The organism is Azospirillum sp. UENF 211521 (genome assembly GCF_058780535.1).
Genome location: NZ_JBSNCF010000003.1, coordinates 757,382 through 773,087, shown reverse-complemented (window position 1 = coordinate 773,087; position 15,706 = coordinate 757,382). Strand labels below are relative to the sequence as shown.

The 15,706-nt window shown below is 66.7% G+C and carries 14 protein-coding genes; 5 read left to right on the top strand and 9 right to left on the bottom strand.

The window, feature by feature from the left end; translation table 11 throughout:
• Positions 1-40: 40 nt before the first annotated feature.
• Positions 41-1,963, top strand: a complete 1,923-nt coding sequence (locus ACWPN5_RS28175; protein WP_492298685.1) for an O-linked N-acetylglucosamine transferase, SPINDLY family protein — start codon at positions 41-43, stop codon at positions 1,961-1,963.
• Between the two features lie 105 nt (positions 1,964-2,068).
• Here the strand turns inward: ACWPN5_RS28175 and ACWPN5_RS28170 are convergent, their stop codons facing one another.
• On the bottom strand, positions 2,069-2,263 hold the full coding sequence (locus ACWPN5_RS28170) for a hypothetical protein (protein ID WP_145682090.1): 195 nt from the start codon (positions 2,261-2,263) through the stop codon (positions 2,069-2,071).
• 248 nt (positions 2,264-2,511) lie between these two features.
• Between ACWPN5_RS28170 and ACWPN5_RS28165 the strand changes: the two genes are divergently transcribed.
• A complete protein-coding gene (locus tag ACWPN5_RS28165; RefSeq protein ID WP_145682089.1) occupies positions 2,512-3,120 on the top strand; it encodes a helix-turn-helix domain-containing protein in 609 nt (202 codons plus the stop codon).
• 79 nt (positions 3,121-3,199) lie between these two features.
• Positions 3,200-4,240, top strand: coding sequence for a DUF808 domain-containing protein (locus tag ACWPN5_RS28160; protein WP_492298683.1), 1,041 nt, complete (start codon positions 3,200-3,202; stop codon positions 4,238-4,240).
• Positions 4,241-4,459: 219 nt separating this feature from the next.
• Here ACWPN5_RS28160 and ACWPN5_RS28155 read toward each other — a convergent pair whose 3' ends face one another.
• The 3 genes from ACWPN5_RS28155 to ACWPN5_RS28145 all read right to left on the bottom strand — a co-directional run bounded on the left by ACWPN5_RS28155 (position 4,460) and on the right by ACWPN5_RS28145 (position 7,363).
• Positions 4,460-5,737, bottom strand: coding sequence for a TRAP transporter large permease (locus tag ACWPN5_RS28155; protein ID WP_145682087.1), 1,278 nt, complete (start codon positions 5,735-5,737; stop codon positions 4,460-4,462).
• Complete coding sequence (locus ACWPN5_RS28150; RefSeq protein WP_200476907.1) at positions 5,734-6,252, bottom strand: TRAP transporter small permease; 519 nt, start codon at positions 6,250-6,252, stop codon at positions 5,734-5,736. The genes ACWPN5_RS28155 and ACWPN5_RS28150 overlap by 4 nt, the downstream gene beginning before the upstream one ends.
• A 175-nt stretch (positions 6,253-6,427) precedes the next feature.
• Positions 6,428-7,363 (bottom strand): C4-dicarboxylate TRAP transporter substrate-binding protein, encoded by a 936-nt coding sequence (locus ACWPN5_RS28145; protein WP_492298727.1) that lies wholly within the window; start codon positions 7,361-7,363, stop codon positions 6,428-6,430.
• Positions 7,364-7,598: 235 nt separating this feature from the next.
• Here ACWPN5_RS28145 and ACWPN5_RS28140 point away from each other — a divergent pair, with 235 nt between their 5' ends.
• Complete coding sequence (locus ACWPN5_RS28140; RefSeq protein ID WP_145682084.1) at positions 7,599-8,318, top strand: GntR family transcriptional regulator; 720 nt, start codon at positions 7,599-7,601, stop codon at positions 8,316-8,318.
• Positions 8,319-8,715: 397 nt separating this feature from the next.
• Here ACWPN5_RS28140 and ACWPN5_RS28135 read toward each other — a convergent pair whose 3' ends face one another.
• The 5 genes from ACWPN5_RS28135 to ACWPN5_RS28115 all read right to left on the bottom strand — a co-directional run bounded on the left by ACWPN5_RS28135 (position 8,716) and on the right by ACWPN5_RS28115 (position 12,693).
• On the bottom strand, positions 8,716-10,002 hold the full coding sequence (locus ACWPN5_RS28135) for an MFS transporter (RefSeq protein ID WP_145682083.1): 1,287 nt from the start codon (positions 10,000-10,002) through the stop codon (positions 8,716-8,718).
• A 283-nt stretch (positions 10,003-10,285) separates the two neighbouring features.
• A complete protein-coding gene (locus ACWPN5_RS28130) occupies positions 10,286-11,176 on the bottom strand; it encodes a LysR family transcriptional regulator (protein ID WP_186466012.1) in 891 nt (296 codons plus the stop codon).
• A 212-nt stretch (positions 11,177-11,388) separates the two neighbouring features.
• A complete protein-coding gene (locus ACWPN5_RS28125; RefSeq protein WP_492298680.1) occupies positions 11,389-11,541 on the bottom strand; it encodes a hypothetical protein in 153 nt (50 codons plus the stop codon).
• A gap of 21 nt (positions 11,542-11,562) precedes the next feature.
• Positions 11,563-12,117, bottom strand: a complete 555-nt coding sequence (locus ACWPN5_RS28120; protein ID WP_492298678.1) for a hypothetical protein — start codon at positions 12,115-12,117, stop codon at positions 11,563-11,565.
• Positions 12,118-12,210: 93 nt separating this feature from the next.
• Positions 12,211-12,693 (bottom strand): Lrp/AsnC family transcriptional regulator, encoded by a 483-nt coding sequence (locus tag ACWPN5_RS28115; protein ID WP_492298677.1) that lies wholly within the window; start codon positions 12,691-12,693, stop codon positions 12,211-12,213.
• Between the two features lie 140 nt (positions 12,694-12,833).
• On the opposite strand from ACWPN5_RS28115, the gene ACWPN5_RS28110 reads away from it, so the two are divergent.
• Positions 12,834-15,242: a thiamine pyrophosphate-binding protein gene (locus ACWPN5_RS28110; protein WP_492298675.1), complete on the top strand. Its 2,409-nt coding sequence runs from the start codon at positions 12,834-12,836 to the stop codon at positions 15,240-15,242.
• Positions 15,243-15,706 lie beyond the last annotated feature (464 nt).

Sequence of the window (15,706 nt, the reverse complement as noted above, 5' to 3'; positions counted from 1 at the left end):
GTTCGTTGTGCGAAACGACGCTCGTCAGGTTGCATCGATCATGAACAAGAACAGGCAGTCCCGCGGTCCGTCCGCGCCGGACCTGCGCAAACTGTCGGACGCTCTGGCCTTGGCCCAGAGGGGCGATCTGGGGCGCGCCGTCGCCCTGTTCGAGCAGGCGACCCGGAGCGCCGCCCTCACTCCGCAGATCGCCGGATTCGGGCGGGACCTCCACGCGGGGGTCGGCAACGCCGCCTTCGGAAACCAGCGTTACGACGACGCCTTGAGCGCTTTCGAACTGGCCCGCCGCTACGACCCGAACCATCCCGGAATCCTGCTCAACATCGGCAACACGCTGTTCCGGATGGGCGCCTACGACCGCGCCGCCGACGCGCTCGACCAGGCGCGGGCGCTGCACCCGGCCGGTCCGGACACGCTGCTCAGCCTCTCGGCGGTGCTTTTCCAACTGGGCCGCCTCGAGGAATCGGCGCGCCTCGCCCGCCAAGCGGCGGCGCTGGCGCCGAACGCCGCGGCGGTGTGGTTCAATCTGGGGACCGCCCTGAAGGGCCAGGACCGGCTGGCCGACGCCGCGGACGCCTACCGCCGCGCGCTGAACATAGCGCCCGGAAACCCGACCGCGACGGTCGGGCTGATCCAGACGAAGCAGCGGTCCTGCGACTGGTCCAGCTTCGACGACGACGCGGTCGCGCTGGAAGCCATCGCGTCGCAGGGCGTGCCGGTCCAGGCCTCCATGATGCTGTCCCACCGCGTTTCCGCCCGTTCGCTCCTGGCGGCGGCGCGGGCGCACGCCCAGACCATCCGGACAAAACCGGTGCGGCTGAAGGCGAAGCCCGGCAAGGCGGACCTCGCCACCATCGCCTACCTGTCGAACGATTTCCGCCAGCACCCGGTCGCGCAGCTGCTGGCCGAGGTTCTGGCGCTGCACGACCGGTCGCGCTTCCGCGTGCTCGCCTACAGCTACGGCCCGGACGACGGCAGCGTCGAGCGCCGCCGCATCCGCGAGGGTGTCGACCGCTTCATCGACATCGACTCCCTGGGCGCGGAGGCCGCCGCCGAGGCGATCCGGCGGGACGGCGTCGACATCCTGATCGACCTGAAGGGCTACACCGGACACCCACGGCCGCACATCCTCGCCGCCCGGCCCGCGCCGGTGCAGGCCCAGTTCCTGGGATATCCCGGCAGCCTGGGCGCGCCCTGGATCGACTACATCGTCGCCGATCCCGTCTCCCTGCCGCCGGAGCTGGAAAGCGGCTTCACCGAGGCGGTGGCGCGGCTGCCGCGCTGCTTCCTGCCGCGGGACCGGCGCCATCAGGTTCCACCGGCACCACCGCGGTCGGCCTGCGGTCTTCCGACGGATGGCTTCGTGCTGGCCTGCTTCAACAACGCCTACAAGATCACCCCGGACGTCTGGGCCGTCTGGATGGCGCTGCTGCACCGGATTCCCGACGGGATGCTGTGGCTCGCCGGGACGACCGCGGAGGCCGAGGGAAATCTGCGCGAGGCCGCCCGGTCGGCGGGCATCGCCGCGGACCGCATCGTCTTCGCGCCCTGGGCGCCGACCCTGGACGATCATCTGTCCCGCCTGCAGAACGCCGACCTGATGCTGGACACCCTGCATTACGGCGCCCACACGACGGCGAGCGACGCGCTGTGGGCCGGGCTCCCGCTGGTCACCCGCCTGGGCCACACGCTGCAATCGCGCGTGGCGGCCAGCCTGCTTCACACCGCCGGGCTATCCGACTTCGTGACGGAGTCCCTGGCCCAGTATGAAGACACCGTCCTGCGCTGGGCGAACGACCGCGCCGGCCTGAACGCCGTTCGGCACCGGCTGCGCGCCGAGCGCGACGGCGGGCCGCTGTTCGACATGAACGCCCACACGCGCCTGCTGGAGCGGGCGTTCCTGACGATGCTGGAGCGCCAGCGCCAAGGCAAGCCGCCGGCAACCTTCACCGTCGCCGGGTAAAACAACGCACAAAACGAAAAAGGACCGCCCCGGAGGAGTCGGTCCTTTTTTCCGGCCCGGATGGGCGGGCCGCCGCGTCATGGGGCCGGATGGCCCTGGCGCCGGTCATTCGCGCATCAGCGTCGGCAGGTCGAGCGTGGAGGTGCCGGCCGCCGGGGCGTAGGTGCCGGACGCCACCGCTTGGTATACGATATACAGCGGAGTGGCCGAGAACCAAGCGCTGGCGAACTCCGTAACACCCTTGGCGATGCTCGACAGAAGGCCGTCGTGATGGCTGTGATGGGCGGAAGCGTAAGCCATGATGTGTCTCCTCTTTGCTGGTGGGGTTATTGTGCCGTGGTATACCCGATACCAGAAGCGCTATGCCCGCAGACCAGCAAGACCGAAAAATTACAGCTTCCTCAAGCGTTTAAAGTCAAAACAGTCCGCTTATCGAACCGAAATTTCTGATACTCCGGTATGCCTCCCGCCCCATGATTGCGTATGTGTTTGTCGGGGAATCGCGTATTCTCTCATCATTACCCCTGGCGATAATCGGAGTGCCGTCTGTGCCGGCGCATGAGTGGCCGCAGATCGTCCGCGCCTTGCGAAGGCTGCACGGCCTGACCGAGGCGCAATTCGCCGTCATGCTGGGCACCACCGAGGAGGCTGTTGCGCGCTGGGAGTCCGGGACCATCCTGCCCGACCCGCGGGAGCAGGCGCTGTTGCGCGACGTGCTGACCGGTCATTTCCGCCACCACCCGACCTTCCTCGGCTTGAAGGCGATGGTGCGGAGCATGGGCGAGAAATGCACGCTCTACACCCCCGGCCTGATCGCCCAGGCCGTGTCCCCGCCGCTGGCCCGCTGGATCGAGCGGCACCGCTTCGACATCGTCGGTTCCTCCCTGCTGCCACGCATCGACGGACTGACCGCGGAAATGATGGAGCGCTACGCCCTGCCCATGCTGGAAGGGACGAACGACGTCCTGTCGGTCACCTACAACGACCGGGCCGTGGCCTTCCGCAACGCCGTCATCAGCCGGCGGCTGAGCGTCGTGCCGGTGGACGGGGTGCGCGTCCTGGTGCTGGTGGACCGGGTGCTCTATCTGGACGACGGCCGCGATCCGCCGGACCCGGACCTCCACATGCTCACCGCCGACGAGCTGGCCAACGACTGACCAATCCCTCCGAAGGTCCGGCTTGCCCCCGCCGGTGTTGTCTGCTCCATGGACGCCGGTACGGAGGGGAGCCAATACCTTGAGCACGGGACTGATCGCACTGTTGGATGATGTGGCCGGCTTGGCGAAGGTCGCCGCCGCCTCGCTGGACGACGCCGCGGGACAGGCGGCGCGGGCGGGGGCCAAGGCCGCCGGGGTGGTGGTGGACGACGCCGCGGTGACGCCGCGCTATGTGGTGGGTTTCACCGCCGACCGCGAACTGCCGATCATCGGCAAGATCGCTCTGGGTTCGCTGAAGAACAAGCTGGTGTTCCTGCTGCCCCTGGCGCTGGCGCTCAGCCTCGTGGCGCCTTGGGCGATCACGCCACTGCTGATGCTGGGCGGCGGCTTCCTCTGCTACGAGGGCGCGGAGAAGGTCTGGGAGGCGCTGCGCCCCCACCCGGCGCACCACGACGCCGAGGGAGCGGGCGCCGCGGGACAGGACGCCGCGCAGTTCGAGCGGGAGAAGGTCAACAGCGCCATCAAGACCGACCTGATCCTGTCGGCGGAGATCATGGCCATCGTCCTGTCGACGGTCGCCGCCGAGACCTCGTCCTTCTGGATGCAGGCCGCCGTCCTCGCGGTCGTCGGCGCGGGCATCACCGGTCTGGTCTACGGCGCGGTGGCGCTGATCGTGAAGGCGGACGACGTCGGCCTTTCGCTGGCGCAGAACGGGCGCCCGGTGGCCAGCCTGCTGGGGTTGCGCACCCCCTCTCCCGGCGCTCCGGGCGGCGCCGACCGGGCGCTCGCCCCGCTGACTCGGGCGATCGGGCGCGGGCTGGTCAAGGGGATGCCGGTCTTTCTGAAGCTGCTCGCCCTGGTCGGCACCGCCGCCATGCTGTGGGTCGGCGGCGGCATCGTCATCCATGGGTTGGAGGGCTTCGGCCTGACCGCGATCGGGCACGCGATCCACGGGGCCGCCGTGGCGGCGGGCGAGGCCGTGCCGGCGGCGAAGGCCGCGGTGGAATGGCTGGTGGGGGCGGCGGGGGCCGGGGTGTTCGGGCTGCTGCTGGGCGCCCTGCTGATCCCCCTGGTGCACAAGGTCGCCGAGCCGCTCTGGCGCATGGTGAGGGGCAAATAGAGCGTCGGGAAGCGCGAAGGGGCGGCCCTGCCCGGACCGCCCCTTGGCGTTTGCCCTTCACACGCGGCCCTGCCCCGTTTCCACAATGACAAGGACGCTCCATGGACGGGGCTTGGTGTGCCCGGACCGGCCGTGGGTCCGCCGAGAGATCGGAGCGCCATATACTAGTATATCAGCGCCCTATCCCTTGGCAAGTCCCCCTTTCCTTTACCTCAGGCCTCACATCAGCATGTTGGGCAGGAACAGCACCAGCCCCGGCCACAGAGTCAGCACGGCGACCAGCAGCACGATGGTGCCGACGAAGGGCAGCGATTCGACGATGTACTCTTCGATCGGACAATCGAGCAGGCTGCACACGGTGTACATCGCCACGCCCACCGGCGGCGTCATCGAGCCCAGCGTGACGATCGTCATCATCAGGATGCCGAAATGCACCGGATCGACGCCCAGCGGAGTCACGATGGGCAGGAAGATCGGCGTCAGCAGCAGGACCAGCACCGTGCTTTCAACGAACAGGCCGGCGATGAACAGGAAGATCAGGATCAGCGCGACCACCAGCAGCGGGTTGCTGGTCAGTTGGGTCATCGCCTCGGCGATGGTCTGGGGCGCCTGCTCGAAGATGATGGCGTAGCCGACCATGCCCGAGAACAGGATGATCAGCATGATCAGCCCGGTGTCCACCACCGCTTCCTGAAGCGCCTCGGCCACCGCGGCCCAGGTCAGCTCCTTGTGCAGCAGGAAGCCGACGACGGCGGCGTAGACAACAGCGAAGGCGCCGACCTCCGACGGGGTGAACAGGCCGCCGCGGATGGCGAACAGCAGGGCCACCGGGAACAGCAGCGCCCATTTGGCGTCGGCCACCGCCCGCCACACGGCGCGCAGGGTCGGGCGTTCGGCCATTTCCGGACGGTAGCCGCGGCGCCGGGCGATCAGCCAGACGGTCAGCATCAGCCCGGCCATCATCATGAAGCCCGGAATGACGCCGGCCAGGAACAGCCGCCCGATCGACACGTTGCCGACGAAGCCGTAGAGGATCAGCCCCAGGCTGGGCGGGATGGTCGCGGTGATCAGCGAGCCGACCGCGATGGCGGCGGCGGTGAAGCCCTTCGAATAGCCGCGGGCGATCAGGCTGGGGCCGAGGATGCGGGCCTCCATCGCCGCGTCGGCCACCGCCGAGCCGGAGACGCCGCCCATCAGCGTGGACAGCACGATGCAGACCTGGGCCAGCCCGCCGGACATCCAGGACACCAGCACGTTGGAACAGTTGATCAGGCGGCTGGTGATGCCCGTGCGGTTCATCATGTGCCCGGCGAGCACGAAGAAGGGCACGGCCAGCAGCGGAAAGCTCTGCGAGGCCGAGGCGACCTGCTGCACGCCGATGGACATCGGGATGATGTCGTTGGTGGCAAAGAAGGAGAAGCCGGCGATGCCGATGGCGAAGGCGATGGGAAGCCCGAAGGCCATCAGCGCGAAGAAGGTGACGGCAAGCAGGGTCACGGCACGACCTCCTCGATGTCGCCGGCCTTGGGGGCCGGCGCAAAGACCGGTTTGGGGTGGCTGCGCAGTTCGCGCAGCGTGTCCAGGATCTGCCCGGTGAGCGTGAGGGCCAGCAATAGGCAGCCCACCGGCACCGCGGCGGTCACGAAGGCGTAGCTGATGCCGCTGTCGCCGAACTGGCGTTCCAGGTTCAGCATGGTGAGCCGGTAGCCCATCACCGTCATGGTGAGGAGGAAGGCGACAACCAGCACGCCCAGCACGACGTCCAGCACGGCCCGGGTGGAGTTGGGCAGGCGCTTGACCAGATAGTCGATGCCGATGTGGGCGCGCTTGCGCAGCGCCATGTCGGCGCCGAGGAAGGCGACCCAGACGAACAGGAGCTGTGCCACGTCCACCGACCAGACCAGGGGATGGCCGAACCAGCGCATGACGCCGGCGGCGAAGACGAGCAGAACGATGGCGGCGAGGAGAAGCATCGCCAGGACGGCTTCCCCCTTGTGAAACAAGGACGACATGATGGCGGTCCCTTGATGGCGGCGGAAGGTGACGGCGGACGGCGGTGATTTTGAGAGGTGCTTGCCCCCACCCCGGCCCTCTCCCGCTATCGCAGGGGAGGGAGAATTGTCCTCTCCCCTGCGAAGCGGGGGAGGGTCAGGGAGGGGGCACGATCAACACGAACCGATCCCCGCGTCAGTTCTGCAGCAGCTTTTCCACTTCCTTGTGGAGTTCGGCGTAGCCCAGCTTCTCGTAGACCGGGGCCGTCGCCTTGCGGAAAGGGGCCACGTCGATCTCCTCGATCGTCACGCCCTTCTCCTTCATCTGCTTCTCGAAGTCGGCGAGCGACGCCTGGGTGGCGCGCGACGCGCTGTCGCCGGCCTTCAGCGCCTCTTCCTTGAGGATCGTCTGCTGCTCCGGCGGCAGCTTGTCGAACCAGGCGGCGCTGGTGACGATGCCGGTGATCAGGTTGATGTGGCCGGTCTTGGTGACGCGGTTGGTCACCTCGTAGAGGCGGGCGCCGAAGCTGGCCGGATGCTGCGCCTCGACGCCGTCGATCACCTTCTGCTGCAGGCCGGTGTAGACTTCCGACCAGCCCATCGGGGTCGGGGTGGCGCCCATGGCGCGGATCGTCTCCATCCACACCGGCGCGCCCGGCGTGCGCATGCGGATGCCGGCGAGGTCTTCCGGACCCTTCACCGGCTTGTTGGTCAGCAGGTGCCGTTCGCCCTGCCACCAGTTGAAGGACAGCACCTGATGGCCCGACGCCTTGCGCAGCTTGTCCGACCACTGGTCGAACATCGGCGAGGTGACCACCTTGCGGATGCCGTCGTAGCCCTGGGCGAGGTACGGGCCGCCCAGAACGCCGAACTCCTTCACGAAGACGGCGAGACGCCCGCCGTCGACGACGACCGCGACTCCGGCACCGGCGCGGGCCTGCTCCAGCACGTCCTCGTCCTTGCCGAGCTGCGAGCCGGGGAACAGGCGGACGGCCATCTTGCCGCCGGACCGCGCCTCGACGTTCTTCTTGAACTCCTCCAGCCCCCGGTAGAGCGGGTCCTGCTGAGCCAGCGCCGTGTTGACGCTGAGCGTGTAGTCGGCGGCCAGCGCACTGCCGGCGACGGTGGCCAGCGCAAAGCCGAGGGCGGCAACGCGCCAGGTGCGGGTGATGATGCTCATGTTTCCTCCCTTTGAGGACAACGCCTCTTGCACGGAGGCGATTGTTCGGTACGCGACTGGTATGGTAGTATACAAGAATGGTGTTGTCCATGGGGTTGCGAACGGTGCAGGATGAATTCCGCCGCCCAGGATCGTCCGGGCGGGCACCGGCGGGGCGGGCTTTTAAAAAAGAAGGGATGGGGGGAGCATGTTGAGGAGGATCGAACCGGATTCGACGGAGCCAGTGGCGCGCCGCGTCTTTCGGGAACTGCGCCACGCCATCGTGACGATGCAGTTCCAGCCTGGCCAGCCGCTGTCCGAGCAGGAGGTCGCCGGCCAACTGGGCGTCAGCCGCCAGCCGGTGCGCGAGGCCTTCATCAAACTGAGCGAATCCGGGCTGGTCGTCATCCGCCCGCAGCGCGGCACGTTCGTCGTGAAAATCTCGGCCAAGCAGGTGATGGACGCCCGCTTCGTCCGCGAGGCGGTGGAGTTGGCCGTGGCGCGCAAGGCCGGCGAGGGACTGCCCGCCCGCGCCGTCGCGGAGTTGGAGACCAACCTCAAGGCGCAGCGCGAAGCCGCCAAGAGCACCAACCCGGCGTCCTTCCTGGACCTGGACGAAGCGTTCCACCGCACCATCGCGCTGGGGGTCGACTGCGAATACGCGTGGCGGGTGGTGGAGGAAACCAAGGCCCAGATGGACCGCGTGCGCTACCTCAGCCTGCCGCAGGCGACCCCCCTGGACCGGCTGATCGCCCAGCACGAGCAGATCGTCGAGGGCATCCGGGCGCGCAGCCCCGACGCCGCCGAGGCCGCCATGCGCCTGCATCTGCGCGAGATCCTGACATCCCTGCCCGAACTGGCCCAGCGCTTCCCCGACCTGTTCGACAGCGAGCCCGCTCCGGCCGAACCGATCGCCGAATCCGCATGATCACTGGGATCATAGCGCTGCAAAAGACCAAATGCAGCGCTGTGAAGAGCGCTACGAATACTTCAGATCATCAGTGATAGACTTATAACAGCGCTATGTTGCGCTGCGATATCGATATGGAAGGCATGCGAATTGCGCGGTTTGTCTTTGACCGGCGCAATGCGAACATTGGCTCAACACGACAACGGGGCACGCCCCGCCGCCCGCAAATGCCAATCGGAGCCTTGCCATGAAGACCCACATCATCGCCCGCCTCGTCATCGTCAGCGGCTTCGCCCTCGCCTCCCTGCTCACCGCCGCCATCCAGTAAGCCCCTCGCCCGCATGAAAAAGGGCCGCGCGGCCCGGAACTTCCCGGATCGCGCGGCCCCACGGCGTGGGACGGAAGGAGGACGTGGTCAGTCGGCGTGGGCGCCGCTCGGCATCGCCGGGGGCGTGACCTTGTTCCGGCCCCACTGGCCGAGAACCACCAGCACCACGATGAAGGCCGTGATGTCGAAGACCGACAGGCAGACAAACAGCGGCTCGTAACCGATCGTGCTGGCGAGCTGGCCGATGATCAGCGAGAAGATCATGCCGCCCATGTAGCCGGCCATGCCGCCGAAGCCGGTCGCCGTGGCGACGTCCTGCTTCTCGAAGGTGTCGGTGACCAGGGCGTAGAGCAGGCTCGACAGCATCTGGTGCGCGAAGGCGCCGACCGAGAACAGGAAGATCGCGGTGATCGGGCTGCTGGTCAGGCCGATCAGGGCCGGGCCGATCATGCACACCGCGCCGATGCCGATGCCGGCGATGCGGGAGTTGACCAGCGACATGCGGAAGCGCTTGGCGAAGAAGGGCGACAGGTAGCCGCTGAGGACGCAGCCGATGTCGGCGAACAGGAAGGGCAGCCAGGCGAACAGCGCGAACTGCTTGATGTCCATGCCGCGCGTGCTGACCATGTAGAGCGGGATCCAGAAGCTGAAGGTCTGCCACGCCGGCTCGGTCAGGAAGCGGGCGGCGGCGATGCCCCAGAACTTGCGCATGGTGACGACGCGCTTCATCGACGGCTTGGGAAGCTGGACCTGCTCCTGGCCGTCCAGGATGTAGGCGTGCTCCTCCTTGGTCAGGCGCGGGTGGTTCTCCGGGTTGCGGTACAGCGCCAGCCACAGCATCGACAGGCCGATGCCCAGCAGTCCGGTGACGACGAAGGCGATCTGCCAGCTCCAGGTCACGGACAGCCAGATCACCAGCGGCGGGGCGATCATGGCGCCGACGGAGCTGCCGGTGTTGAACCAGCCCGTGGCGATGGAGCGCTCCTTGGCCGGGAACCACAGGGTGGCGGTCTTGGCGCCCGACGGCATGGCCGCCGCCTCGCTGATGCCGAGCAGGCCGCGGAAGAAAGCCATCGACTGCCAGCCGCCGGAGAAGGCGTGCAGGGCCGCGGCGCTGCCCCAGACGAAGGCGAACATCGCGTAGCCGAACTTCAGGCCGATGAGATCCGTCAAGTAACCGGCGATCGGCTGCATCAAGCTGTAGCAGAGCTGGAACACACTGACGATGTAGGAATACTGCTCCGTCGTGAAGTGCAGTTCTTCCTTGAGCATCGGCGCCAGGATACCCAGCGTGTTGCGGTCGATGTAGTTGATGATCGTCCCCAGCATGATGAGCGCCAGGACTTTCCACCTCAGGCCACGCACTATCTTCATGACTTCCTCACTTGCCTGTTCATCGGCAGGCATGGGCGCACGCCTTTCCCTTCCGGGACGTTCCTGGCGATTGCAATTTTTCGGATGGGGCCCAGGGCTTGAGCACAGACACGCGGTGGGCTCCGCATATGCGGCATATATTAATATATCAGTTTAACGCGCAAGCGCTAACTCGGGCAGCGCGCCACGCCCGACACTATGTCGCATGCCAAACGGCAGAAAAAGCAAAGGGCGCGGCCCTTTCCGGCGCCGCGCCCCTGTCCACCAACCCGTTGACCGGGAATTAGAATTGGCTTTCCGCCACTTTCCTGACCAGGAAGTCGCGGAAGACCGCGATGCGCTTGGAATGGCGCAACTCCTCCGGATAGACGAAGAAGGCGTCCACCTTCGACCCGGACTGGTCCGGCAGCACCCGCACAATGTCGCCCAGCCCGGCCACCAGATAATCGGGCAGAGCGCCGACGCCCAGCCCGCTCTCCACCGCGCGGAAAATCGCGTAAAGGTTGTTGACCTGAAGGACGGTCCGGTCGCGGGCGACCGGATCGGTCACCAGATCGCGAAGCCAGTGCGTGTTGGCGAAGGGAGCCCGCAACTCCTGCGGATAGGTCACCAGATCATGGGAGGCCAGATCGGCCACCGTCTGCGGCTCCCCCTTGCGGTCCAGGTACCGGCGGTGCGCGTAGAGGTGGGAACGGAAGGTCATCAGATGCCGCTGGATCAGGTCCGGCTGGCGCGGCGGGCTGACGCGAATCGCCACGTCGGCCTCGCGCATGCCCAGATCCAGCTCCGTGTCGGTGATCATCAGGGTGAGTTGGATCTCCGGGTAGAGCGCCAGGAATTCCCCGATGCGCGGGGTCAGCCAGGTCGAGCCGAAGGCGGCCGTGGCCGTCACCTTCAGCGGCCCCTTGGCGGCGTCCTTGCTCTCGCTCAGCATCGCCTGGGTCATCGACAGCTTCGCGAAAATGTCGCGCGCGGCGTGATTCAACAACTCGCCCTGCTCGGTCAGGATCAGGCCGCGGGCGTGCCGGTGGAACAGCGGAACGCCGAGGCTGTCCTCCAGCGCGCTGATCTGCCGGCTGACCGCCGATTGGCTGAGGTTGAGGGCCTCGCCCGCGTGGGTGAAGCTGCCGGCCTCGGCCACAGCGTGGAACACCCGCAACTTGTCCCAGTCCATCATCCCGTCCTGCTTCCCCTTGCCTTCGCCTGTCGGTCGGGGCCTGTCCGCGGGAGGATTCGCCGCGCGCCCCTGTTCCAATACTCTTTATGGCAAAAAGCGGCGCAGGTCTTCCATCGCGAACGTCATGAGCGGTCCGGACGATGGGATGTTGAACGTGTTGAAAGCGGGATTACGGTCGGCGGACCGCGGTTGTCACAGCGCACACACGCTCACATGGACGCGATGTCCTTTTCCGCCGTGTCCTTCAACAGCTGATCGAAGCTCTCGGACTTGAAGCCCAGAGCGCTGAGCTTGTCCCCCGCCGCGCGTTCCGAATCCGTCCGCGCCAACTTGTTCAAGGCGAATTCCGCCGTCAGCTTCACGGTGGTCGCGCCTTCGTCCGCTTAACTCATCAGCGAGCTGCGTTCCCGCATCGCGCCCCGCATCTCGTTCGAGATCGCGACCGCCTGGTCCAGGCGCAATCCCGAACTTGCTGTTTTATCGATGACGGACAGCCGTGCTTCGATGCTTTCCGAAAGCGTTCTGATCTTTTTCTGCCTTTCGGTTTCCTGTCCGACACCGGCTTCGACGGCGCTCTTCCAAAAGGTCTGGCTGCGCAATTCCTTCAGTTTCCCCGAAAGCGCATCGTTCATTTCGTCGGCCGACATCCGGCCGGACGAAACGAAGAGACCAAGTGCGCTTCGGTCGTCCGTCGACAACTTGCCGAACAGCGAAAGCGCGTCACCCTTCAAAGCCGATGCCAACGGGCTCAAAGCCACATGGTCGGCCTTCCCGCCGCTGTTGCTGGCGTCGTCCTCCTTGGTCCGACCCACCGGCGGCTTGGAGGGGATCGCCGAATACGCCGACGCAGACGGGGTCGCCCCGCTCAAGGTAACGTTTGACATCCTGCCCCCGTCAAGCCGCACGTCGGAAATCAAGGGAACGATAAAATCACTCATGCGATTTTTCAACAAAATAGAATATAGATTAGATATCCAACCGATATCCTTGATGCGAATACTTAGATTTCTATCGAACCATCGCCGTCCTGTTCACTCCACCAGATGCCCCAGCGGCAGCGCCGTGCGGTAGCGCACCTGCTTCAGCGCGAAGCTGGAGCGAATGTTGGCGACCCCGGAAATTCGCGTCAGGTGCTCCTTCAGAAAGCGCTCGTAGCTGGCGAGATCGGGGACCACAACGCGCAGCAGATAATCGGCGTCGCCGGTCATCAGATAGCATTCCATCACCTCCGGCAGCGCCATCACGGCGGTCTCGAAGGCATCGATCCGCTCCTCCACCTGCCGCTCCAGGCTGACGCTGACGAAGACGTTCACCGGCAGATCGACCGCGGCGGGATCGACCAGCGCAACGTGGCGGGTGATGACGCCCGATTCCTCCAGCGCCTTGACCCGGCGCAGGCAGGGGGACGGCGACAGGCCGACGCGCTCCGCCACCTCGTTGTTGGGCATCCGCCCGTCCTGCTGGAGCAGGGCCAGGATCTTCCGGTCGATGCGGTCGAGTTTGATTCTTGGCATTTTCTGCTGCCCAAGCGGGATTCGCGCAATCCAATGCTAAACCGGGCGGCTTTGCTGCGCCACTTTGCAAACGCCTGCCGCGGCACAAATGATAGGCTCCACCAATCATCGACCGCCGTTCCGTCAAGAGAGGCACCAACATGGACGCGACCGTTCCGAACCACTCCGACCTCGCCCGCCTGCGCGAGCTGGAGCGCAAGGTTCTCTGGCTCGCGTCCTGGACGATCCACAACGCCAACCACGTCCGCCCCAACCAGGACGGGCTGAAGATCGGCGGGCATCAGGCGTCGTCGGCCTCGCTGGCGACGATCATGACGGCGCTCTATTTCCAGGCCCTGCGCCCGGAGGACCGGGTGGCGGTGAAGCCGCACGCCAGCCCGATCTTCCACGCCATCCAGTATCTGCTGGGCAACCAGACGCGCGGGAATCTGGAGAATTTCCGCGGTTTCAAGGGCGCCCAGTCCTACCCGTCGCGGACCAAGGACGTGGACGACGTGGACTTCTCCACCGGCTCGGTCGGGCTTGGGGTGGCGCAGACGCTCTTCGCCTCGCTGGTCCAGGATTACGTGAAGGCCAAGGGCTGGGCGAAGGATCGGCCGGAGGGGCGCATGGTGTCGCTGGTCGGCGACGCCGAGATGGACGAGGGCAACATCTTCGAGGCGCTTCAGGAAGGTTGGAAGCACGGGCTGCGCAACACCTGGTGGATCGTCGACTACAACCGCCAGAGCCTGGACGCGGTGATCCGCGAGGGGCTGTGGGAGCGGCTGGAGAACATCTTCCGCGCCTTCGGTTGGGACGTGGTGATCCTGAAATACGGCGCCCTGATGCAGGCGGCCTTCCAAGAGGAGGGCGGCCAGCGCCTGCGCGCCTGGATCGACCAGTGCCCGAACCAGCTCTATTCCGCGCTGACCTACCAGGGCGGGGCGGCGTGGCGGAAGCGGCTGCTCGACGATCTGGGCGACCAGGGACCGGTGACCCGGCTGATCGAGCGCCGCACCGACGAGGAGCTGGCCCTTCTGATGGGCAATCTCGGCGGCCACGACCTGCCTTCGCTGCTCGACGCCTTCGCCCAGGCGCGCACGCACGACCGGCCGGTCTGCTTCATCGCCTACACCATCAAGGGCGCAGGCCTGCCGCTGGCCGGCCACAAGGACAACCATTCCGGTCTGATGACCCCGGCGCAGATGGAGGCGTTCCGCGCCGCCAACGCCGTCCGTCCGGGCCATGAGTGGGACCGCTTCGAAGGGCTGAACCTGCCGGAATCCGAGCTGGACGGCTTCCTGAAACGCGTGCCTTTCGCGGCCAAGGGACGGCGGCGCCATGGTGCCGCGGCGGTGCCGGTGCCCGCGGCCCTGGCCGCTCCGGCGCAAAAGGCGCTGTCCACCCAGGCGGCCTTCGGCCTGATCCTGAACGAGGTGGGGCGGGAGAAGACGGAGCTGGCGGAGCGCATCGTGACGACCGCGCCGGACGTGACGGTCTCCACCAACCTCGGCGCCTGGGTGAACCGCCGCGGCCTGTTCGCCAAGAGCGCGCTGGCCGACCTGTTCAAGAAGGAGCGCATTCCCTCCACCTACACATGGGACTTCTCCCCCGACGGGCAGCATTTCGAGCTGGGCATCGCCGAATCCAACCTGTTCATCCTGCTGTCGGCGCTGGGCCTGTCCCATTCCCTGTTCGGAGAGCGGCTGCTGCCCATCGGCACCGTCTACGACCCCTTCGTCATGCGGGCGGCGGACCAGATGAACTACGCCTGCTACCAGGACGCGCGATTCCTGCTGGTGGCGACCCCGTCCGGCGTGTCGCTGGCCCCGGAAGGCGGGGCGCACCAGTCCATCGCCACGCCGCTGGTCGGCATGGCTCAGGACGGGCTGGCCTGCTTCGAGCCGGCCTTCGCCGACGAGCTGGCCGTCACCATGCGCTGGGCCTTCGACTACATGCAGCGGGAGGGCGAGGGAGAGCCGGACGAGCGCAACTGGCTGCGCGACGAGACCGGCGGATCGGTCTATCTGCGCCTGTCCTCCCGCGTGCTGGAGCAGCCGGTCCGGACCATGGACGCGGAGCTGGAGAGCGGCATCGTCCAGGGCGCCTACTGGCTGCGCCGCCCCGGCCCGAACGCCCAGGTGGTGGTCGCCTACAGCGGCGTGGTGGCGCCGGAGGCCATCGAGGCGGTGGGCATGCTCGGCGAGGACCGCCGCGACGTCGGGCTTCTGGCCGTCACCTCCGCCGACCGGCTGCACGCTGGCTGGAGCGCCGCGCAGCGGGCGCGCGAGCGCGGCAAGCCCCACGCGCGTTCCCACGTCGAACGGCTGCTGGAGGGCGTGCCGCCCCATTGCGCGCTGGTGACGGTGCAGGATGGGCATCCGGCGGGGCTGGGCTGGCTCGGCTCGGTCCACGGCCACCGCACGCGGGCGCTGGGGGTCGAGCATTTCGGGCAGACCGGCACCATCGCCGACCTCTACCGCCATCACGGCATCGACGCCCAGGCCATCGTCCGCGCCGCGGAAGCCCTCTCCCCCGGCCGCCCGGTCCGCCATTTGAAGGCGGTGTAGCCTCGAATCGAGCGCCGGCGGCACCCGTGCCGTGAAAACCGTCGAGCGCAACGCCTGATGCGCCGGGCTTTACGCTCGACGATATGGAAGGCCGCGGCACGAGCCGGAGGCTTGCGCGATGACCTGAGCGCCCTTCGCGACCCACCGCGCCGGCGGCCTCGCGGTTGGCTGTGCGATTCCCAGGCGTTCGTTGCGGGATCTCCGCCGCGAACGGATTTGTCCGGCGTGCAAAAACAATCCCCATCATCAGAAACAAAGACGCCAGACAGACGCGTCAAATTGACGCTTTCCATTAGTTAGATAACTAATCGCGCTTCACGCAAGACATATCAACGGCTTCCATCGTTGATATATTGCTAATTTGCATTCCGCTGAATGCATTCGATATCTAATTTATACAAGAGTAACCAGTTTCAAAATTCGGTCAATTGACTTCAATTCACGCTGACGGCGAAAAAGATACG

Bases quoted from the DNA above. Each gene is read 5' to 3' on its own strand.
- ACWPN5_RS28175 (WP_492298685.1), top strand. From the start codon at position 41: ATGAACAAGAACAGGCAGTCCCGCGGTCCGTCCGCGCCGGACCTGCGC.
- ACWPN5_RS28170 (WP_145682090.1), bottom strand. From the start codon at position 2,263: ATGGCTTACGCTTCCGCCCATCACAGCCATCACGACGGCCTTCTGTCG.
- ACWPN5_RS28150 (WP_200476907.1), bottom strand. From the start codon at position 6,252: ATGTCGTCCTTGTTTCACAAGGGGGAAGCCGTCCTGGCGATGCTTCTC.
- ACWPN5_RS28140 (WP_145682084.1), top strand. From the start codon at position 7,599: ATGTTGAGGAGGATCGAACCGGATTCGACGGAGCCAGTGGCGCGCCGC.
- ACWPN5_RS28135 (WP_145682083.1), bottom strand. From the start codon at position 10,002: ATGAAGATAGTGCGTGGCCTGAGGTGGAAAGTCCTGGCGCTCATCATG.
- ACWPN5_RS28130 (WP_186466012.1), bottom strand. From the start codon at position 11,176: ATGGACTGGGACAAGTTGCGGGTGTTCCACGCTGTGGCCGAGGCCGGC.
- ACWPN5_RS28120 (WP_492298678.1), bottom strand. From the start codon at position 12,117: ATGAGTGATTTTATCGTTCCCTTGATTTCCGACGTGCGGCTTGACGGG.
- ACWPN5_RS28115 (WP_492298677.1), bottom strand. From the start codon at position 12,693: ATGCCAAGAATCAAACTCGACCGCATCGACCGGAAGATCCTGGCCCTG.
- ACWPN5_RS28110 (WP_492298675.1), top strand. From the start codon at position 12,834: ATGGACGCGACCGTTCCGAACCACTCCGACCTCGCCCGCCTGCGCGAG.